Source organism: uncultured Streptococcus sp. (assembly GCF_963516515.1).
Lineage (GTDB): Bacteria > Bacillota > Bacilli > Lactobacillales > Streptococcaceae > Streptococcus.
Genome location: NZ_CAUQCJ010000035.1, coordinates 1 through 19,706 on the forward strand (window position 1 = coordinate 1; position 19,706 = coordinate 19,706).

At 39.8% G+C, this 19,706-nt stretch carries 18 protein-coding genes and 1 pseudogene; all 19 read left to right on the top strand.

Annotated features, from left to right (window positions below; translation table 11 throughout):
• The first annotated feature begins 452 nt into the window (after positions 1–452).
• Positions 453–659 (top strand): hypothetical protein, encoded by a 207-nt coding sequence (locus RYL77_RS07250; RefSeq protein ID WP_315010793.1) that lies wholly within the window; start codon positions 453–455, stop codon positions 657–659.
• Entirely contained in the window at positions 656–850 is a 195-nt protein-coding gene (locus tag RYL77_RS07255; RefSeq protein WP_042900261.1) for a hypothetical protein, read from the top strand. Before RYL77_RS07250 ends, RYL77_RS07255 begins: the two co-directional genes overlap by 4 nt.
• Positions 837–1,733, top strand: coding sequence for an ABC transporter ATP-binding protein (locus tag RYL77_RS07260; RefSeq protein WP_315010794.1), 897 nt, complete (start codon positions 837–839; stop codon positions 1,731–1,733). The genes RYL77_RS07255 and RYL77_RS07260 overlap by 14 nt, the downstream gene beginning before the upstream one ends.
• 1 nt (position 1,734) lies before the next feature.
• Positions 1,735–2,474, top strand: a pseudogene (locus tag RYL77_RS07265) (ABC transporter permease).
• Positions 2,474–3,571, top strand: a complete 1,098-nt coding sequence (locus RYL77_RS07270) for a sensor histidine kinase (protein WP_315010795.1) — start codon at positions 2,474–2,476, stop codon at positions 3,569–3,571. Before RYL77_RS07265 ends, RYL77_RS07270 begins: the two are co-directional and overlap by 1 nt.
• 1 nt (position 3,572) lies before the next feature.
• A complete protein-coding gene (locus RYL77_RS07275) occupies positions 3,573–4,172 on the top strand; it encodes a response regulator transcription factor (RefSeq protein WP_315010796.1) in 600 nt (199 codons plus the stop codon).
• A gap of 314 nt (positions 4,173–4,486) precedes the next feature.
• Positions 4,487–4,900, top strand: coding sequence for a 30S ribosomal protein S12 (gene rpsL / locus RYL77_RS07280; protein ID WP_001142332.1), 414 nt, complete (start codon positions 4,487–4,489; stop codon positions 4,898–4,900).
• Between the two features lie 19 nt (positions 4,901–4,919).
• Positions 4,920–5,390, top strand: a complete 471-nt coding sequence (gene rpsG, locus RYL77_RS07285; protein WP_000087873.1) for a 30S ribosomal protein S7 — start codon at positions 4,920–4,922, stop codon at positions 5,388–5,390.
• 394 nt (positions 5,391–5,784) lie between these two features.
• The gene (gene fusA / locus RYL77_RS07290; protein WP_315010797.1) at positions 5,785–7,866 is read left to right on the top strand and encodes an elongation factor G; all 2,082 of its coding nucleotides are present in this window, start codon (positions 5,785–5,787) and stop codon (positions 7,864–7,866) included.
• Positions 7,867–7,969: 103 nt separating this feature from the next.
• Positions 7,970–12,361, top strand: coding sequence for a PolC-type DNA polymerase III (locus tag RYL77_RS07295; RefSeq protein ID WP_315010798.1), 4,392 nt, complete (start codon positions 7,970–7,972; stop codon positions 12,359–12,361).
• Between the two features lie 87 nt (positions 12,362–12,448).
• Positions 12,449–12,973 carry a DnaA ATPase domain-containing protein gene (locus tag RYL77_RS07300; RefSeq protein ID WP_315010799.1) on the top strand — a complete coding sequence of 175 codons (525 nt, stop codon included), beginning with the start codon at positions 12,449–12,451 and terminating at the stop codon, positions 12,971–12,973.
• A gap of 109 nt (positions 12,974–13,082) precedes the next feature.
• Complete coding sequence (locus RYL77_RS07305) at positions 13,083–14,033, top strand: WYL domain-containing protein (RefSeq protein ID WP_315010800.1); 951 nt, start codon at positions 13,083–13,085, stop codon at positions 14,031–14,033.
• A 7-nt stretch (positions 14,034–14,040) separates the two neighbouring features.
• A complete protein-coding gene (locus RYL77_RS07310) occupies positions 14,041–15,390 on the top strand; it encodes a DUF262 domain-containing protein (RefSeq protein WP_315010801.1) in 1,350 nt (449 codons plus the stop codon).
• The gene (locus RYL77_RS07315) at positions 15,384–17,312 is read left to right on the top strand and encodes a DUF262 domain-containing HNH endonuclease family protein (RefSeq protein WP_315010802.1); all 1,929 of its coding nucleotides are present in this window, start codon (positions 15,384–15,386) and stop codon (positions 17,310–17,312) included. The genes RYL77_RS07310 and RYL77_RS07315 overlap by 7 nt, the downstream gene beginning before the upstream one ends.
• An 89-nt stretch (positions 17,313–17,401) precedes the next feature.
• The gene (locus RYL77_RS07320) at positions 17,402–17,665 is read left to right on the top strand and encodes a type II toxin-antitoxin system RelB/DinJ family antitoxin (RefSeq protein ID WP_000047863.1); all 264 of its coding nucleotides are present in this window, start codon (positions 17,402–17,404) and stop codon (positions 17,663–17,665) included.
• The gene (locus RYL77_RS07325) at positions 17,658–17,936 is read left to right on the top strand and encodes a type II toxin-antitoxin system YafQ family toxin (RefSeq protein ID WP_315010803.1); all 279 of its coding nucleotides are present in this window, start codon (positions 17,658–17,660) and stop codon (positions 17,934–17,936) included. The genes RYL77_RS07320 and RYL77_RS07325 overlap by 8 nt, the downstream gene beginning before the upstream one ends.
• A gap of 20 nt (positions 17,937–17,956) precedes the next feature.
• Positions 17,957–18,109, top strand: coding sequence for a hypothetical protein (locus RYL77_RS07330; protein WP_315010804.1), 153 nt, complete (start codon positions 17,957–17,959; stop codon positions 18,107–18,109).
• Positions 18,110–18,130: 21 nt separating this feature from the next.
• Positions 18,131–19,372 (top strand): aminopeptidase, encoded by a 1,242-nt coding sequence (locus tag RYL77_RS07335; protein WP_315010805.1) that lies wholly within the window; start codon positions 18,131–18,133, stop codon positions 19,370–19,372.
• 9 nt (positions 19,373–19,381) lie between these two features.
• Positions 19,382–19,612, top strand: a complete 231-nt coding sequence (locus RYL77_RS07340; protein WP_315010806.1) for a GlsB/YeaQ/YmgE family stress response membrane protein — start codon at positions 19,382–19,384, stop codon at positions 19,610–19,612.
• The last annotated feature ends 94 nt before the right edge of the window (positions 19,613–19,706 follow it).

A 19,706-nucleotide genomic window follows, 5' to 3' on the forward strand; every position in this document is an offset into this window, starting at 1 on the left:
GAACGGCATGTACGGTGGTGTGAGAGGGGCTAGAGATTATCCCCTACTCGATTTTCAGTAATTCATTTTGGCAGCGTATACTTTTTTGTTTTTTGATATGTTTAATGAATACTGTAGTTTAGGTATATATATTGAAATTTAACAGATTTTATAATTCTTACAAAGTTTTACGAAAGCAATAGACGAGTTTTTTTTATTCTACACATAATATATGTGTTTGTATGATAAAAATTTTTGCTCTTTTTGATTTTGAATGTGTATTAGTTTACATTATAGTGTGAATTGGGTTTGATATTTCTTTTGAGGAAGCTGCCTTAGATTTTTCTACTTGTGTTTTATTGTATAGTGTATCTTGCTTGTTTTAACAGAATTTTTTATGACATTTGTCATATTTCCTAGTGACAGAAGCTTCTATCTCCTCTGATTTCAAAAGACTATAATTGTAATATGAAATGGAGGAAGAAGAAATGAAAAATAAAATGATTGTAGCAGTGAGTTTAGTAGCAGCAGGAGTTATGACCTATCTCATGTTTTCGGGATTGGATGAGGATTTCTACCATTTTCCTTGGGAGCTTTTTGCTGGCTTTGGAATGATGTCTTGGCTTATCAGAGAAGGTTTGAAATTGGTCAGAGATGTGAAAAAGGAGTTTGAAAAATGAAAAAAGCGTTTCTCTATCTTTTTATTGGACTATCACTAGTGGTATGGTTGGTAGAAATGTTTACAGGTTGGTTTGATCAAGCCTTCCTTCACCAATTCATCCGTGGTGTCTGGGGACTAGGATTTATGATTTTTATCGCCTTTCCTATGGGAGAGGAGTGGCTGAAAGGAGAATATCATGAACATGATTAAGGTAGAAAGCCTAAATAAAAACATCAAGGGCAAGGCTATTTTGAAGGCTATTTTGAAGGATATTTCCTTTGAGGTAGCTGAAGGTGAATGCGTCGCCTTGATTGGGCCCAATGGTGCTGGGAAGACCACACTCTTGGACTGTTTGCTTGGAGATAAACTGGTCACAAGCGGTCAAGTATCCATCCAAGGCTTGCCAGTGACGAGCTCTAAGTTAGACTACACTAGATCCTATCTTCCTCAAGAGAATGTAATCGTTCAGAAACTAAAGGTAAAAGAGTTGATTGCTTTCTTTCAAAAAATTTATCCAAATCACTTGAGTAACCAGGAAATCGATCAACTATTACAGTTTGATAAGCAACAAAAAGAGCAATTTGCAGAAAAATTATCAGGCGGCCAAAAGCGTCTTTTCTCTTTTGTATTAACCTTAATTGGACGACCAAAGTTAGTCTTTTTAGATGAGCCAACTTCGGCCATGGATACCTCTACCCGTCAACGTTTTTGGGAAATTGTTCGGAACCTAAAAGCGCAAGGAGTTACCATTCTCTATTCGTCTCATTATATTGAAGAGGTAGAGCATACAGCTGACCGGATTTTGGTTTTAAATAAGGGAGAGTTGATTCGAGATACGACACCTCTAGCTATGCGTAGCGAGGAAATAGAAAAGCACTTTATCCTTCCTATAGCTTACAAGGAAGTCGTAGAGCAGTCAAACTTGGTTGAAAACTGGGTCCTAAAACAAGATGCCCTGCAAGTAGTCACTCGAGAAGCAGATGCTTTCTGGGAACTTTTAGCCCAAGCAGGATGTAGCATACAAGAAATTGAAGTCAATAATCGTAGCTTGCTGGATACAATCTTTGAAGAAACACAAAAGGGAGATGACTAAGATGAAACGATGGATCGCACTAAACAAGATAGAATTTCTATTGACCAAACGACAATTAGTAACTTATCTATTGTCCGTAGGGATGCCGACGGCCTTCTATTTATTCTTTTCAGGCATGTATCAGGACACACCAGGTGGGCCAGATAATTTTATGCGTGATTACCTCATCTCCATGACGGCTTTTTCCATGATGTCGACAGCTATCTTCTCATTTCCAGCTGTTTTACATACCGATAAGATCAACAACTGGCAGAAAACATTACGCCATACTCCAGTAAATATGGTAGAATATTATCTATCAAAGATAACAAGTATGATGGTTGATTATCTGGTTTCAATCCTGGTTGTTTTCTCAATTGGGCACTTGGTCAGAGGTGTGGATATGCCTTTAGGAAGCTGGATTGGGGCTGCGCTCTTGCTGATTGTGGGAAGTATTGCCTTTGTAGCGCTTGGGGCCTGACCCTGACTCTCTTGCCGTCTAGTCAGCTGATGTCTGTCGTGGGCAATCTTCTCTATCTAGGCTTGGCTGTGTTAGGTGGACTCTGGATGCCCATCTCTTTATTTCCAGACTGGATGCAAGCAATCGGGAAGTGTCTACCAACTTATCAGTTGATGGAGTTGCTCAAGACCTTCTTAAACGAGGGTGGCATCAATTTATCAGCCACAGTTTATCTACTTGTTTTTTCAGCAGTTTTATTTGGTTTGACTATTTACCTTCAAGGTCATAAGGAGAATGCTTAATGCTTGAAAGACTGAAAAGCATAGACTATATGTATTGGGCCAGTTTAATTTTTATGATTTTCCCCATCCTACCTGTAGTGACTGGGTGGCTTTCTGCCTGGCATTTATTGATTGATATTCTATTTGTAGTGGCATATTTGGGTGTTTTAACAACTAAGAGCCAGCGCCTATCTTGGCTATATTGGGGCCTCATGCTGACTTATGTAGTTGGGAATACTGCCTTTGTTGCTGTTAATTATATCTGGTTTTTCTTTTTCCTATCCAATCTCTTAAGTTATCATTTCAGCGTAGGTGGTTTAAAGTCTTTACATGTCTGGACTTTTCTTCTTGCTCAAGTCCTTGTTGTGGGTCAACTTTTGATTTTTCAGAGAATCGAAGTTGAGTATCTATTCTATCTACTTGTAATTCTTGCTTTTGTCGATTTAATGACTTTTGGCTTGGTTCGGATTCGTATTGTGGAGGATTTGAAAGAAGCTCAGGCTAAGCAAAATGCCCAGATAAATCTATTGCTTGCTGAAAATGAACGCAGTCGTATCGGTCAGGATTTGCATGATAGTCTGGGGCATACCTTTGCTATGCTGAGTGTCAAGACAGATCTGGCCCTGCAGTTATTTCAGATGGAGGCCTATCCACAGGTGGAAAAGGAATTAAGAGAAATACAGCAAATTAGCAAAGAATCAATGCGTGAAGTGCGAACCATTGTGGAAAATCTTAAGTCTAGAACTTTGACATCCGAACTAGAGACTGTGAAAAAGATGTTAGAAATTGCTGGAATTGAGGTGGAAACAGCTAATCAACTAGATACAGCTAGCTTAACTCAGGAATTGGAGTCAACGGCTTCCATGATTTTGCTTGAATTAGTGACCAATATCATCAAACATGCTAAAGCGTCTAAAGTCTACTTGAAATTAGAACGGACAGAGAAAGAACTCATTCTAACAGTAAGTGATGATGGCTGTGGTTTCGCTTCTATAAGGGGGGATGAGCTCCATACAGTCCGAGATCGTGTCCTTCCATTTTCAGGAGAAGTAAGAGTAATCAGTCAGAAACAGCCAACGGAAGTGCAAGTTCGACTACCTTATAAGGAGAGAAACTAAGATGAAAGTATTAGTCGCAGAAGATCAAAGTATGTTGCGAGATGCCATGTGCCAGTTACTTGCCTTTCAACCGGATGTAGACTCTGTCTCACAAGCCAAGAATGGGCAAGAAGCAATCCAACTCTTAGAAAAAGAGTCCGTAGATATCGCCATTCTTGATGTAGAGATGCCTGTTAAGACAGGTCTTGAAGTGCTGGAGTGGATACGATCAGAAAAGCTAGAAACAAAGGTGGTTGTGGTAACGACCTTCAAGCGCCCAGGTTATTTTGAACGTGCGGTCAAGGCTGGAGTAGATGCTTATGTCTTGAAAGAAAGAAGCATTGCAGACCTCATGCAAACTTTGCATACTGTCCTCGAAGGACGCAAGGAGTATTCACCTGAATTGATGGAAGTAGTTATGACCCATCCCAATCCATTAACAGAGCAAGAAATCGCCGTTTTAAAGGGAATTGCGCAGGGCTTCTCTAACCAAGAAATTGCAGACAAACTTTATCTATCCAACGGAACCGTCCGAAACTATGTCACCAATATTCTTTCGAAACTAGATGCTGCTAATCGAACGGAGGCAGCTAATATCGCGAAAGAATCTGGTTGGTTGTGATGGTATAATATTTTTCTGAACATTATGTGCTAAAAATGATGGAATTGAATGGAACAATACCTAATTTTAGGAGGGACTTATTCCTCCTTTTCTTTCTTTTGGGAGCAATACAAAAGAGCTAAAATTAACAATAAAAAAGAAAAATATCTTGACAAGCAAGGGAAAAATTTGTTACAATAATAGACGGTACTTTTTACTTTTGGTCTCTCAAGAGTGTACAGGGACGTGCTGACAAATGTTGCAAAAGTACACACAGATGATAGCTGTCACCAAGTGTATCATCACCAAAAATAAAAAAACACAGGAGAATGTAGATGCCTACAATTAACCAATTGGTTCGCAAACCGCGTAAATCAAAAGTAGAAAAATCTAAATCACCAGCTTTGAACGTTGGTTACAACAGTCATAAAAAAGTTCAAACAAATGTTTCTTCACCACAAAAACGTGGTGTTGCAACTCGTGTTGGAACAATGACACCTAAAAAACCTAACTCAGCCCTTCGTAAATTCGCTCGTGTACGTTTGAGCAACCTTATCGAAGTTACTGCCTACATCCCAGGTATCGGACACAACTTGCAAGAACACAGCGTGGTTCTTCTTCGTGGTGGACGTGTAAAAGACCTTCCAGGGGTACGTTACCATATCGTCCGTGGTGCACTTGATACTGCAGGTGTTAACGATCGTAAACAAGGCCGTTCTAAATACGGTACTAAACGTCCAAAAGCATAAGGAAAGGGGATAAAGAGAAATGAGTCGTAAAAATAGAGCTCCAAAACGTGACGTATTGCCAGATCCGCTTTACAATTCACAACTAGTTACTCGTCTTATCAACCGCGTTATGCTTGACGGTAAACGTGGTACAGCTGCTTCAATCGTTTACGGTGCTTTTGAGCAAATCAAAGAAGCTACTGGCAACGATGCACTTGAAGTATTTGAAACAGCTATGGAAAACATCATGCCTGTACTTGAAGTACGTGCACGCCGTGTTGGTGGTTCTAACTACCAAGTCCCAGTTGAAGTTCGTCCAGAACGTCGTACAACACTTGGACTTCGTTGGTTGGTAACAATCGCTCGTCTTCGTGGTGAACACACAATGCAAGACCGTCTTGCAAAAGAAATCTTGGATGCTGCTAACAACACTGGTGCAGCTGTTAAGAAACGTGAAGACACTCACCGTATGGCTGAAGCTAACCGTGCATTCGCACACTTCCGTTGGTAATATAGGATGCGAAAGCGTTAAGAAAGTCCCAGAGAAAATAGGGAATCGAAGCAGGTTGCGATTGCAACCAATGAGATTCATCTTTTTCTCCAGACTTTTAGCTTGAGCTCAACTAGGTCATGATGCTAGGAACGGTAAGGATGCAAGATGAAAATAGGAAACTGACGCAGTATTCGACGAATACAAGGAAGTTTATCTTTTTCACACAGCATCCCGTTCCGGCTCAAATCGGCTAATTAACTTTAGCCCGAGTTCGATTCAATTTGTAAATCTACAAGTTGAAACCAACAATAGCATGAAAACATTGAGAACGGGTAGGTCCTGCCTATCCGTTTTTATTAAAATCGTGTTATAATAGAATAGAAATCAAAAATAAATAGGAGAAACAAACCTCATGGCACGCGAATTTTCACTTGAAAAAACTCGTAATATCGGTATCATGGCTCACGTCGATGCTGGTAAAACAACAACTACTGAGCGTATTCTTTACTACACTGGTAAAATCCACAAAATCGGTGAAACTCACGAAGGTGCGTCACAAATGGACTGGATGGAGCAAGAGCAAGAACGTGGTATCACTATCACATCTGCTGCGACAACAGCTCAATGGAACAACCACCGCGTAAACATCATCGACACACCAGGACACGTGGACTTCACAATCGAAGTACAACGTTCTCTTCGTGTATTGGATGGTGCGGTTACCGTTCTTGACTCACAATCAGGTGTTGAGCCTCAAACTGAAACAGTTTGGCGTCAAGCAACTGAGTACGGAGTTCCACGTATCGTATTTGCCAACAAAATGGACAAAATCGGTGCTGACTTCCTATACTCTGTAAGCACACTTCACGATCGTCTTCAAGCAAATGCACACCCAATCCAATTGCCAATCGGTTCTGAAGATGACTTCCGTGGTATCATCGACTTGATCAAGATGAAAGCTGAAATCTATACTAACGACCTTGGTACAGATATCCTTGAAGAAGATATTCCAGCTGAATACCTTGACCAAGCTCAAGAATACCGTGAAAAATTGATTGAAGCAGTTGCTGAAACTGACGAAGAATTGATGATGAAATACCTTGAAGGTGAAGAAATCACTAACGAAGAATTGAAAGCTGGTATCCGTAAAGCGACTATCAACGTTGAATTCTTCCCAGTATTGTGTGGTTCTGCCTTCAAGAACAAAGGTGTTCAATTGATGCTTGATGCGGTTATCGACTACCTTCCAAGCCCACTTGACATCCCAGCAATCAAAGGTATCAACCCAGATACAGACGAAGAAGAAACTCGTCCAGCATCTGATGAAGAGCCATTTGCAGCTCTTGCCTTCAAGATCATGACAGACCCATTCGTAGGTCGTTTGACATTCTTCCGTGTTTACTCAGGTGTGCTTCAATCAGGTTCATACGTATTGAACACTTCTAAAGGTAAACGTGAACGTATCGGACGTATCCTTCAAATGCACGCTAACAGCCGTCAAGAAATCGACACTGTTTACTCAGGTGATATCGCTGCTGCCGTTGGTTTGAAAGATACTACTACTGGTGACTCATTGACAGATGAAAAATCTAAAATCATCCTTGAGTCAATCAATGTTCCAGAACCAGTTATCCAATTGATGGTTGAGCCAAAATCTAAAGCTGACCAAGATAAGATGGGTATTGCCCTTCAAAAATTGGCTGAAGAAGATCCAACATTCCGCGTTGAAACAAACGTTGAAACTGGTGAAACAGTTATCTCAGGTATGGGTGAGCTTCACCTTGACGTCCTTGTTGACCGTATGCGTCGTGAGTTCAAAGTTGAAGCGAACGTAGGTGCTCCTCAAGTATCTTACCGTGAAACATTCCGCGCTTCTACTCAAGCACGTGGATTCTTCAAACGTCAGTCTGGTGGTAAAGGTCAATTCGGTGATGTATGGATTGAATTTACTCCAAACGAAGAAGGTAAAGGATTCGAATTCGAAAACGCAATCGTCGGTGGTGTGGTTCCTCGTGAATTTATCCCAGCTGTTGAAAAAGGTTTGGTAGAATCTATGGCTAACGGTGTTCTTGCAGGTTACCCAATGGTTGACGTTAAAGCTAAGCTTTACGATGGTTCATACCACGATGTCGACTCATCTGAAACTGCCTTCAAGATCGCAGCTTCACTTGCTCTTAAAGAAGCTGCTAAATCAGCACAACCAGCTATCCTTGAACCAATGATGCTTGTAACAATCACTGTTCCAGAAGAAAACCTTGGTGATGTTATGGGTCACGTAACTGCTCGTCGTGGACGTGTAGATGGTATGGAAGCACATGGTAACAGCCAAATCGTTCGTGCTTACGTTCCACTTGCTGAAATGTTCGGTTACGCAACAGTTCTTCGTTCTGCATCTCAAGGACGTGGTACATTCATGATGGTATTTGACCACTACGAAGATGTACCTAAGTCAGTACAAGAAGAAATCATTAAGAAAAACAAAGGTGAAGACTAATCAGTCCTCACTCTAGAAGGAAGTCACTTAGTGGCTTCCTTTTGTCTTTAGAAAATACCTCTAAATATGGTAAAATAGTAGGAGAATAATGTGAGGAAAATGAATGTCAAATAGTTTTGAAATTTTGATGAATCAATTGGGGATACCTGCTGAAATGAGACGGGCTCCTGATTTAGCACGGGCCGATATTGAGCGAGTTGTGGTTCATAAAATTAGTAAGGTATGGGAGTTTCATTTCGTATTTTCTAATATTTTACCGATTGAAATCTTTTTAGAATTAAAGAAAGGTTTGAGCGAAGAATTTTCTAAGACAGGCAATAAAGCTGTTTTCGAAATCAAGACTCTGTCTCAAGAATTTTCAAATCAGCTCTTACAGTTCTACTATAGGGAGGCTTTCTCTGAAGGCCCATGTGCTAGTCAAGGTTTTAAGTCCCTTTATCAAAATTTGCAAGTTCGTGCGGAGGGCAATCAGCTATTTATTGAAGGATCTGAGGCGATTGATAAGGAACACTTTAAGAAAAATCACCTTCCTAATTTAGCGAAACAACTTGAAAAGTTTGGCTTTCCAACTTTCAACTGTCAAGTAGAGAAAAATGATGTGCTGACCCAAGAGCAGGAAGAGGCCTTTCATGCTGAAAATGAGCAGATTGTTCAAGCAGCCAATGAGGAAGCGCTCCGTGCTATGGAACAACTAGAACAGATGGCACCTCCTCCAGCGGAAGAGAAACCAGCCTTTGATTTTCAAACTAAAAAAGCTGCAGCTAAACTCAAGCTAGATAAGGCAGAGATTACTCCTATGATCGAAGTGACGACTGAGGAAAATCGTCTGGTCTTTGAAGGGGTTGTTTTTGATGTGGAGCAAAAAGTGACCAGAACAGGGCGCGTTTTGATCAACTTTAAAATGACCGACTATACTTCAAGTTTTTCTATGCAAAAGTGGGTTAAGAATGAGGAAGAGGCCCAGAAATTTGACCTTATCAAGAAGAATTCTTGGCTCCGAGTTCGTGGGAATGTGGAGATGAATAACTTCACACGCGATTTGACTATGAACGTACAGGATGTGCAGGAAGTTGTTCACTATGAGCGGAAGGATTTGATGCCAGAAGGAGACCGCCGGGTTGAGTTTCATGCTCATACTAACATGTCGACCATGGATGCTTTGCCAGAGGTCGAAGAAATCGTTGCGACAGCTGCTAAGTGGGGACACAAAGCAGTTGCTATCACTGACCACGGGAATGTTCAATCCTTCCCACACGGCTATAAGGCGGCTAAGAAAGCGGGAATCCAGCTGATCTATGGTATGGAAGCCAATATCGTGGAGGACCGTGTCCCTATCGTCTATAACGAAGTGGAGATGGACTTGTCAGAAGCAACCTATGTGGTCTTTGACGTGGAAACGACGGGGCTTTCAGCCATCTATAATGATTTGATTCAGGTTGCGGCCTCTAAGATGTACAAGGGGAATGTCATTGCTGAATTTGATGAATTTATCAATCCTGGGCATCCCTTGTCAGCCTTTACCACGGAGTTGACTGGTATTACAGATGATCATGTCAAAAATGCTAAACCACTGGAACAAGTTCTGCAAGAATTCCAAGAATTTTGTAAGGATACAGTTTTAGTTGCCCACAATGCTACCTTTGACGTAGGCTTTATGAATGCTAACTATGAGCGTCATGGTCTGCCTAAGATTAGTCAGCCAGTTATTGATACGCTGGAGTTTGCTAGAAACCTCTATCCTGAGTATAAACGTCATGGTTTGGGCCCTTTGACCAAGCGTTTTGGTGTGGCTTTGGAACATCATCACATGGCCAATTACGATGCGGAAGCGACTGGTCGTCTGCTTTTCATCTTTATCAAAGAGGTGGCAGACAAACATGGTGTGACAGACTTGGCTAGACTAAACATTGATTTGATTAGTCCAGACTCTTATAAAAAAGCTCGAATCAAGCATGCGACCATTTATGTCAAGAATCAGGTAGGTCTAAAAAATATCTTTAAACTAGTTTCTTTGTCCAATACCAAGTACTTTGAAGGGGTGCCACGGATTCCGAGGACGGTTCTAGATGCCCATCGGGAGGGCTTGATTTTAGGTTCAGCTTGCTCTGAAGGTGAAGTTTTTGATGCTGTCGTTTCCCAAGGTGTGGATGCGGCGGTTGAGGTGGCTAAGTATTATGACTTTATCGAGGTCATGCCACCAGCTATTTATGCGCCCTTGATTGCTAAAGAGCAGGTTAAGGATATGGAGGAGCTCCAGACTATTATCAAGAGTTTGATAGAGGTTGGAGACCGTCTTGGCAAGCCCGTTCTTGTTACGGGAAACGTCCACTATATCGAACCGGAAGAAGAGATTTACCGTGAAATTATCGTCCGTAGTTTGGGACAGGGGGCTATGATTAACCGAACTATCGGTCATGGGGAACATGCCCAACCAGCACCACTTCCAAAGGCTCATTTTAGAACGACTAATGAGATGTTGGATGAATTTGCCTTCTTGGGAGAGGAACTGGCTCGTAAACTGGTTATTGAAAACACCAATGCCTTGGCAGAAATCTTTGAACCCGTTGAGGTTGTTAAGGGTGACTTGTACACGCCTTTCATCGACAAGGCTGAAGAAACGGTCGCTGAATTGACCTACAAGAAAGCTTTTGAGATTTATGGAAATCCACTGCCAGATATTGTCGATTTGCGGATTGAAAAAGAACTAACTTCTATTCTGGGGAATGGATTTGCTGTGATTTATCTAGCTTCGCAGATGCTGGTACAACGTTCCAATGAACGGGGCTACTTGGTTGGTTCTCGTGGATCTGTCGGTTCCAGTTTCGTTGCGACCATGATTGGGATTACAGAGGTCAATCCTCTCTCTCCTCACTACGTCTGTGGTCAGTGTCAGTACAGTGAGTTTATCACAGATGGTTCTTATGGTTCAGGATTTGATATGCCCAATAAGGCCTGTCCTAAATGTGGTCACAAACTCAGCAAAAATGGGCAAGATATTCCTTTCGAGACCTTCCTTGGTTTTGATGGAGACAAGGTGCCCGATATTGACTTGAACTTCTCGGGAGAAGACCAGCCTAGTGCCCACTTGGATGTGCGTGATATCTTTGGTGAGGAATATGCCTTCCGTGCAGGAACGGTAGGTGCGGTGAAAGCTAAGATAGCCTATGGCTTTGTCAAGGGTTACGAGAGAGATTATGGGAAATTTTATCGTGCTGCAGAGGTGGAGCGTTTAGCCCAGGGAGCTACTGGGGTTAAACGAACAACTGGACAACACCCAGGGGGAATCGTTGTTATTCCGAACTACATGGATGTCTACGATTTTACGCCTGTCCAGTATCCAGCGGATGATGTGACGGCTGAATGGCAGACCACTCACTTTAACTTCCACGATATCGATGAAAATGTCCTTAAACTAGATGTACTGGGACATGATGATCCGACCATGATTCGGAAACTTCAGGATTTGTCTGGTATTGACCCTAATGAAATTCCTATGGATGATGAAGGTGTGATGGCTCTCTTTTCTGGGACTGATGTACTTGGCGTGACTCCTGAACAAATCGGAACGCCTACGGGTATGTTGGGGATTCCAGAGTTTGGAACCAACTTTGTGCGTGGGATGGTCGATGAAACCCATCCGACGACCTTTGCTGAGTTGCTACAGTTGTCTGGATTGTCCCACGGTACCGATGTTTGGCTGGGCAATGCCCAAGATTTGATTAAACAGGGAATTGCGGACCTATCAACCGTTATCGGTTGTCGGGACGACATCATGGTTTACCTCATGCATGCTGGTCTCGAACCTAAGATGGCCTTTACCATCATGGAACGGGTACGTAAGGGATTGTGGCTCAAGATTTCCGAAGAGGAGCGAAATGGCTATATCGAAGCAATGAAGGCCAATAAGGTGCCAGAGTGGTATATCGAGTCCTGTGGGAAAATTAAGTACATGTTCCCTAAAGCCCATGCGGCAGCCTACGTTATGATGGCCTTGCGTGTGGCCTACTTCAAGGTTCACCATCCTATTTATTACTACTGTGCTTACTTCTCAATCCGTGCTAAGGCTTTTGATATCAAGACCATGGGTGCGGGCTTAGATGCCATCAAGCGCAGAATGGAAGAAATCGCTGAAAAACGGAAGAACAATGAGGCCTCTAATGTGGAAATTGACCTCTATACAACTCTTGAAATCGTCAATGAAATGTGGGAACGTGGTTTCAAGTTTGGCAAATTAGACCTCTACCGTAGTCAGGCGACAGAGTTCCTCATCGATGGGGATACCCTCATTCCGCCATTTGTTGCTATGGATGGTCTGGGAGAGAACGTTGCCAAGCAGTTGGTACGAGCACGTGAAGAAGGAGAATTTCTTTCTAAAACAGAATTGCGTAAGCGTGGAGGGCTTTCATCAACCTTGGTTGAAAAGATGGACGAAATGGGCATCCTCGGCAATATGCCAGAGGATAACCAGTTGAGTTTGTTTGATGAATTGTTTTAAAAAATTGCTTATTTTGATCAAGTGGACAAAATATGTCCACTTGATTTGTTATAATTCTCTTAAAAATAATAGAAAAGAGAGTATAATATGGTGAATCAAGAAATTTTAAATTCTAATGTGTCAATTGAAGAGGAAATTTATAATTTTGAAAAAGGCTTGAAAGATGATGGAAGTGATTGGACCGGATTCCCACAAATAGACTTAAAAGAAGATTCTCAATGTATTTACATTTGCGGTATTTCAGAGACTGACAGATGGCATTTGTTGTTTTATACGTTAACTAAAATAAAACCTGCTACTCCAATAGCATCACTTGGATATTATCGAGTGAGAGATAATTTGATTTTTTCTAAACATAGTCAATGGATAAAACTGCAAATGGAGCATACAGAGTATGACTTGATTTTTCTGGAGGGAGTTCAACTTTTGGGAGAGGCTGATCAAAGGGTACAGGAATACTGGACGCATCAATTCAAAGAGAATAAGAAAAGAGGCAGACTCTTCATTGTATATTCAGACTGCTTACCCGAAGACTTAAAAAATATGGATGAATCCGTAGTTGAGTTCTTCGAATCTGGCATAGTGGTACAGTTGAAATCACCTAAGGGCTAGTTTATTTTGCTTTAATCGTTTTGAATATAAAGTGCTAGTTAAACTATAGAAGTGATAATAATGTACTAGAAATAATATTGTTTGAATAATATGTAGAAGGAAATTGCAAATGAATGATCAAGAGAGACTACTAACGATCTTTTTACGTTTACAGTTAGGTACTTCACTAGGAAAAAAGCAACTGGCTCAGGAATTTGAGGTTAGCGAAAAGACGATACAGAGAGATTTTTCGCTACTCCGTGATATTTTATCTAGTAACACCAGTTATAGTGGAGATTTGCTTTATAACCGTAAGACGAATAAGTATTGTTTAGCAAGTAAGTCAGTTTTTAATAAAAAGGATATTCTCGTTATTTCCAAGATTTTATTGGAAAATAGAGCACTGAACAGACCAGAAATTGCTAGCTTACTAAATAATTTACTGGTCTTGGTTCCCCGTGCTGATCAGAAAGAAATTGAGCAGATCATTGGCAGCGAAAAGCTTAACTATGCTCCCTTAACGGATCAACAAAATAGAATAGAGAAAATTTGGAATTTATCAGAAGCTATTTTACATGAACAGGTTCTAGACATTGTCTATCAAAAACCTTATTCTGAGTCTTCTAAGAGGCAGACTGTTTTACCAGTCTCTCTTTACTATGATAGTCATTATTTCTATCTGGTTGTTTACCAGTTGAAACATGCTACTTATATTACTTTAAGAGTAGACCGTATCCAGTCATGGTCTCTTAGTGGTATAGAGAAACCCTCTATTTCTTATCGAGATAAATTTAGAGATGGTGATATTCGTAACGAGAGAGTAGATGCTTTTATCGGGAAGAAAATCAGTATTGAAATCGAGTATTTGTACGATCCGACGATTGTGTTGGACCAATTTCCAAATGCAAAAATAGTTGGGAAAAATGGCGACTGGACTCATTTTCAGTTTGAAAGTCAGCATACACCGGGGCTTAAACGCTGGTTGCTGGGACAAGGGGAAGCAGTCACTATTTTGTCTCCTCGGATTTTAGTAGAGGATATGAAGCAAACAGTTCAAGAAATGATAGATAAATATAGATGAGGATAAAATGACTATTCAATTTACTTCTAAAAAGGTTGGAGAACTATTGAAAGAAGGGAATTTGCGAATTCCTTCTTATCAAAGACCATATAAATGGAACAGAAAACATATCCGTAATCTTTTTTATGATTTACGAGATGCTATGGGGAAGAAGGAATATCAGATTGGTTCCGTTATCTTGCATGAAAATGATGAATACTTAGATAATGATGAATACTTAGATAATGATGGACGCTTAGATATTGTCGATGGACAGCAACGGCTAATTTCAATTTCCTTGTTTCTTCATTTATTAGATGATTTAGAGAATTATAAGGGTGCTAAGCAACTGCTGAGTGCTACTGTATTTGGAGAGCTATCTTGCTATCATGCGAGTGAAAATTATAATGAGTGGGAAAATTTGACTCAATTGGTTGGCGAAAATCAGGCAAAAGATATTTGCAATTTTTTATTGGAAAATTGTTCTGTCTCCGTGATTACTATGCCACAGGAACGATTATCAGAGGCCTTTCAGCTATTTGATTCTCAGAATAATCGTGGAAAATCTTTAGAACCTCATGATTTGCTCAAAGCCTATCATCTTCGCAAGCAAGATTCCGAAGATGAAAGAATTGTGGAAAAGTGGGAGCAATTTGTAGAAGATAAAGAGTTAAGTCTCAAAGAGTTGTTTGATAAACATCTTTTTCGTATGAGACGTTGGTCGCGAGGAGAGACAGGATTAACAAACAAGCGTTATGGTTCTTATCTCCGTTTTACAGAGGATTTTATTGACGATTTTAAAGGCGTTGATTTGAATCAGAACTTTCCATATCTAGAATTGTATCGTCATATTGAAAATCTTCCTATGTCCATTACTATGCCAATCATTGATGGAAGTAAATTTTTTGAGTATATTGAATCTGCTCATGAAACTATTAGAGTTCATAAAAATTTTTTAAATAAACAGTTAGGGGTCTCTAATGAGTCAGAGGAGGAAGAACAAAATTTAGCTTACCCAGAAGGTATGTTAAACATTTACAATAGCTCAAAAGGACGCTATCTCAAATGTCACAATATATTCCTAAATATTTGCTCGCTTTTCGCAGATAGATTTGGAAAAGATGAGCTATCAAAGGAGATAGTAGAGACCTTGTTTATTTGGTCTTACTACCCTCGAGTTAAATCTAAAGCCATATACGATGCAACGGTAGGGAAATACGCCGCTGGTGGAAGGTTTAGACAAAAAGAGGTTCAAAAGCTATTTCAACTTTTATCCCATGCTGTCACTCCCAATGATTTTATGGTCAAGATAGATAGAGAGTTATTTGAAAATTATACTGTGGACAAGATTATAGAAGAGGAAAAAGATAAATGGTAGAAACACATATAAGCTTATCAGTTAATCGTTTGTTAAATGAAGATACCTATGCTATCCCTCTTTATCAGAGAAATTTTGCTTGGACTTATGATGAAATTGAGCAGTTATTGAACGACGTAGCAGATGCTTTTCAAGAAAATAGAGACAATTACTATATTGGAACATTAGTCGTTAATAAAGAGAATGACATTTTCAAAATCATAGATGGGCAACAACGAACAACAGCCCTTAATTTGATTGCCTTAGCTTTGAAGCATGAGTTTGGTTTTGATAGATTGAAAGTTGTCAATCTTACCTTCCCAGCTCGGAAGAAATCAAATAAGAATATTCAAGATTTATTTGCCAAGAAAAAAATTTTAGAGGGCGATGAAAATGAGCTGACTAGAGGTTACGGACATGCTAGAAACGCATTGAAAAAAGTGTTAGAAGAGCGCCAATTGAATCCTCAGTCTTTCGTTAATTATCTTTTTGAAAAGGTCATCATTTTTCGGAGTATACTTCCTGAGGATTTAGATTTGAATCTTTATTTCGAACGTTTCAACTCTCGAGGCGAACAACTAGAGGCTCATGAGATTCTTAAGGCGCAAATGATGGCTAAGTTTGGTACAGATCAAGAAATGGCGCAAAAGTTTGCAAGAATTTGGGATGCCTGTGCAGAGTTTGATAAGCCGGTAATCAATGCATTTACAAAAAAAGCAAAGAAAAAGCATCATGATGGAGAAAGAGAAAAAATCTTTCCTTTGAATTGGATTAAAGGAAATAATTATCAGAATAGCTTTCTTTTAAATATTGATAAGTCCTTAAGTCAAATAGAAGTTCAGTCAACTAATAAGAAATCTCTATTGTCTAGTATAGAAAATAAAGAATCTACAAGAGTTAAAGTAATATCAGATACGAATGAAGTGGAAAAATACAGAACGATTATAAACTTTGAAACATTTTTATATTTCGTTTATTATATAACATTTGGTAATGTATCTCCTTCTGATATACAGCTAGATGACAAGAAATTATTAGAAACATTTGAAAATGTAACTAGTGTTAATACAAATTTAGAGGATGTTACATTATTTATTAGAAATTTATTGAAATTAAAATTTATATTTGATAATTTGATCGTACGAATGTCACAAGAGACTAATAATAGAAGACAAGAAAATGATTGGTTTCTACAGAAAGTTTATCGGAATGATTATAATAATAAAACTGGAGGAGATTTATTTGTTCAATATTATCATGATAAAAATTCTTTTGAAAAGTTCAATGATGATATTTTAATGCTCCAATCTATGTTTGCTGTGACCTTTACTGCTAATCGTGATAGTCGTTGGTTATATGAGATCTTGCAATTCTTGTTTAACCATATTGAAGAGTTAAATCAAGCAGAATTTGGTGCTCGGTTTAAGAATTTTCTTGAGAAAATGGCAGTGAGATATGCTGAAGAAAGTTTGTTTGACAAGGATAGAAATATCAAAAGATATGGTGCAATTCCTGTTTACGCTTTCAATTTTATAGATTATATTTTATGGAAAAATTGTTCGGATTTAAAAGGAAAGTATTCGAGCGTTGAATTTGAAGATTTTAAGTTTACATATCGTCGTTCCATAGAGCACTGGTTTCCACAACATCCAAATAGTGATGAAATATTTGAAGAGATTGATGATAAATTTTTGCACTCCTTCGGGAATCTTTGTATCATTACAGATAGTCAGAATTCGAAGTTTGGAAATTTAGTTCCAATTGCAAAGTATAATCAATGGCAAGATATATTTTATCGTCAAAGTTTAAAATTACAGATGATGGCAGAGATAACTTCTAAAAAAGATTCTGGTTGGGGTCCGAAACAAATAACAGAACTGGAAAAAGAGATCTTGACTAGGGTAAATGATTTTATAGAAAGCAAGTCATCAGAGCAACGATAATCATCTATTTAAAGAGGCTAATGTATATCTAATAGATTTACATTAGCCTTCTTTTTTGTTAAAATAGTCTATAGAAAGAGGGTGAGAGTATGTCAAAGACGAGTATGAGCATCCGTCTGGATAGTGAGGTTAAGGAGCAGGCCCAACAGGTGTTTAGTAATCTGGGAATGGATATGACAACAGCTATTAATATTTTCCTTCGTCAGGCTATTCAATATCAGGGATTACCTTTTGATGTTAGACTAGACGAAAATCGGAAGTTGCTTGAGGTATTAACGGATTTAGACCAAAATCGTAATATGAGCCAATCCTTTGAATCAGTCTCTGACTTGATGGAGGATTTGCGTGCTTAAGATTCGTTATCATAAACAGTTTAAAAAAGATTTTAAGTTGGCTATGAAGCGTGGTTTGAAGGCAGAATTATTAGAAGAAGTTTTAAATTTTCTTGTTCAAGAAAAAGAACTTCCTGCTAGATATCGTGATCATCAATTGACGGCATCCAAGCATTTTCAAGGGAGTCGTGAATGCCATATCCAACCAGGTTGGCTTTTGGTCTATAAAGTAGACAAGGAAGAATTGCTTTTAAACTTGCTTAGGACAGGCAGTCATAGTGATTTGTTTTAATAAATTTTAAGGGGGTTCTCATGAAACTAAGAATATTCGCAGAAGATAAGCTGGCTGAGAAGGTATTTGAATATCAATTAGAACTTGCTGATCGTACAATCCTTCTATCGACAGCACTCTTGTCAGGTGCTATTGCCTTAGCAGGAATATTTTCTGCTTTGAAAGAAAAATAAAAATAGAAAAGAGAAAACAGAATGGTTTTACCAAATTTTAAAGAAAATCTAGAAAAATATGCGAAATTATTGGTTGCGAACGGAATCAATGTGCAACCTGGTCATACTTTGGCTCTCTCTATCGATGTGGAGCAACGTGAGTTGGCTCACTTAATTGTCAAAGAAGCTTATGCCTTGGGTGCGCATGAGGTTATCGTTCAGTGGACAGATGATGTCATTAACCGTGAGAAATTCCTCCATGCGCCGATGGAGCGTCTGGACAATGTGCCTGAATACAAGATTGCTGAGATGAACTATCTTTTGGAGAACAAGGCTAGTCGTCTTGGAGTTCGTTCATCTGATCCGGGTGCCTTGAATGGAGTGGATGCTGACAAGCTTTCGGCATCTGCTAAAGCTATGGGACTTGCCATGAAACCAATGCGAATCGCAACGCAATCCAACAAGGTTAGCTGGACTGTAGCAGCCGCTGCTGGACTTGAGTGGGCTAAGAAAGTCTTTCCAAATGCTGCGAGCGACGAAGAAGCAGTCGATCTCCTTTGGGACCAAATCTTCAAAACTTGTCGTGTCTACGAAGCAGATCCGGTTAAGGCTTGGGAGGAACATGCAGACATTCTCAAGAGCAAGGCAGATATGCTTAATAAAGAACAATTTTCAGCCCTTCACTACACAGCGCCAGGGACCGATTTGACCCTTGGCTTGCCGAAGAACCACGTTTGGGAATCAGCTGGGGCTGTCAATGCACAGGGCGAAGGGTTCTTGCCAAATATGCCGACAGAAGAAGTCTTCACAGCACCTGACTTCCGTCGTGCAGATGGTTATGTCACTTCTACAAAACCGCTTAGCTATAATGGAAATATCATCGAAGGAATTAAAGTAACCTTCAAGGATGGACAAATCGTAGATATCACTGCTGAGAAGGGTGATCAGGTCATGAAAGACCTTGTCTTTGAAAATGCGGGTGCGCGTGCCTTGGGTGAATGTGCCTTGGTACCAGATCCAAGCCCAATTTCTCAGTCAGGCATTACCTTCTTTAACACCCTTTTCGATGAAAATGCGTCAAATCACTTGGCTATCGGTGCAGCCTATGCAACTAGCGTTGTTGGTGGTGCAGAGATGAGCGAAGAGGAGCTTGAAGCTGCGGGGCTTAACCGTTCAGATGTTCACGTAGACTTTATGATTGGTTCTAACCAAATGGATATCGATGGTATCCGTGAGGATGGGACACGTGTACCACTCTTCCGTAAGGGAGATTGGGCAAATTAAGGAGCCAAAATGATAGGAAGTATGTTCGTTGGTCTCCTAGTGGGATTTTTAGCAGGTACTCTGACCAATCGTGGAGAACGCATGGGATGTTTTGGAAAAATGTTTCTAGGCTGGATTGGTGCCTTTATAGGCCACTTGCTTTTTGGGACTTGGGGACCGATAATAGCAGGAACTGCCATTATTCCGGCAATACTAGGTTCCATGATTGTCTTAGCGATTTTCTGGAGACGAGGAAGTTAATTTCTTAAATCTGATACTCAATGAAAATCAAAGAGCAAACTAGCCGCAGGTTGCTCAAAGCACTGCTTTGAGGTTGTAGATAAGACTGACGAAG

What these genes read in the sequence shown, in the direction of transcription:
- RYL77_RS07305 (WP_315010800.1), top strand. Translation starts at nt 13,083, where the DNA reads ATGAATGATCAAGAGAGACTACTAACGATCTTTTTACGTTTACAGTTA.
- RYL77_RS07275 (WP_315010796.1), top strand. Translation starts at nt 3,573, where the DNA reads ATGAAAGTATTAGTCGCAGAAGATCAAAGTATGTTGCGAGATGCCATG.
- RYL77_RS07315 (WP_315010802.1), top strand. Translation starts at nt 15,384, where the DNA reads ATGGTAGAAACACATATAAGCTTATCAGTTAATCGTTTGTTAAATGAA.
- RYL77_RS07270 (WP_315010795.1), top strand. Translation starts at nt 2,474, where the DNA reads ATGCTTGAAAGACTGAAAAGCATAGACTATATGTATTGGGCCAGTTTA.
- RYL77_RS07330 (WP_315010804.1), top strand. Translation starts at nt 17,957, where the DNA reads ATGAAACTAAGAATATTCGCAGAAGATAAGCTGGCTGAGAAGGTATTT.
- RYL77_RS07335 (WP_315010805.1), top strand. Translation starts at nt 18,131, where the DNA reads ATGGTTTTACCAAATTTTAAAGAAAATCTAGAAAAATATGCGAAATTA.
- RYL77_RS07260 (WP_315010794.1), top strand. Translation starts at nt 837, where the DNA reads ATGAACATGATTAAGGTAGAAAGCCTAAATAAAAACATCAAGGGCAAG.
- rpsG (WP_000087873.1), top strand. Translation starts at nt 4,920, where the DNA reads ATGAGTCGTAAAAATAGAGCTCCAAAACGTGACGTATTGCCAGATCCG.
- rpsL (WP_001142332.1), top strand. Translation starts at nt 4,487, where the DNA reads ATGCCTACAATTAACCAATTGGTTCGCAAACCGCGTAAATCAAAAGTA.
- RYL77_RS07340 (WP_315010806.1), top strand. Translation starts at nt 19,382, where the DNA reads ATGATAGGAAGTATGTTCGTTGGTCTCCTAGTGGGATTTTTAGCAGGT.
- RYL77_RS07255 (WP_042900261.1), top strand. Translation starts at nt 656, where the DNA reads ATGAAAAAAGCGTTTCTCTATCTTTTTATTGGACTATCACTAGTGGTA.
- RYL77_RS07310 (WP_315010801.1), top strand. Translation starts at nt 14,041, where the DNA reads ATGACTATTCAATTTACTTCTAAAAAGGTTGGAGAACTATTGAAAGAA.
- RYL77_RS07295 (WP_315010798.1), top strand. Translation starts at nt 7,970, where the DNA reads ATGTCAAATAGTTTTGAAATTTTGATGAATCAATTGGGGATACCTGCT.
- RYL77_RS07250 (WP_315010793.1), top strand. Translation starts at nt 453, where the DNA reads ATGGAGGAAGAAGAAATGAAAAATAAAATGATTGTAGCAGTGAGTTTA.
- RYL77_RS07300 (WP_315010799.1), top strand. Translation starts at nt 12,449, where the DNA reads ATGGTGAATCAAGAAATTTTAAATTCTAATGTGTCAATTGAAGAGGAA.
- fusA (WP_315010797.1), top strand. Translation starts at nt 5,785, where the DNA reads ATGGCACGCGAATTTTCACTTGAAAAAACTCGTAATATCGGTATCATG.
- RYL77_RS07320 (WP_000047863.1), top strand. Translation starts at nt 17,402, where the DNA reads ATGTCAAAGACGAGTATGAGCATCCGTCTGGATAGTGAGGTTAAGGAG.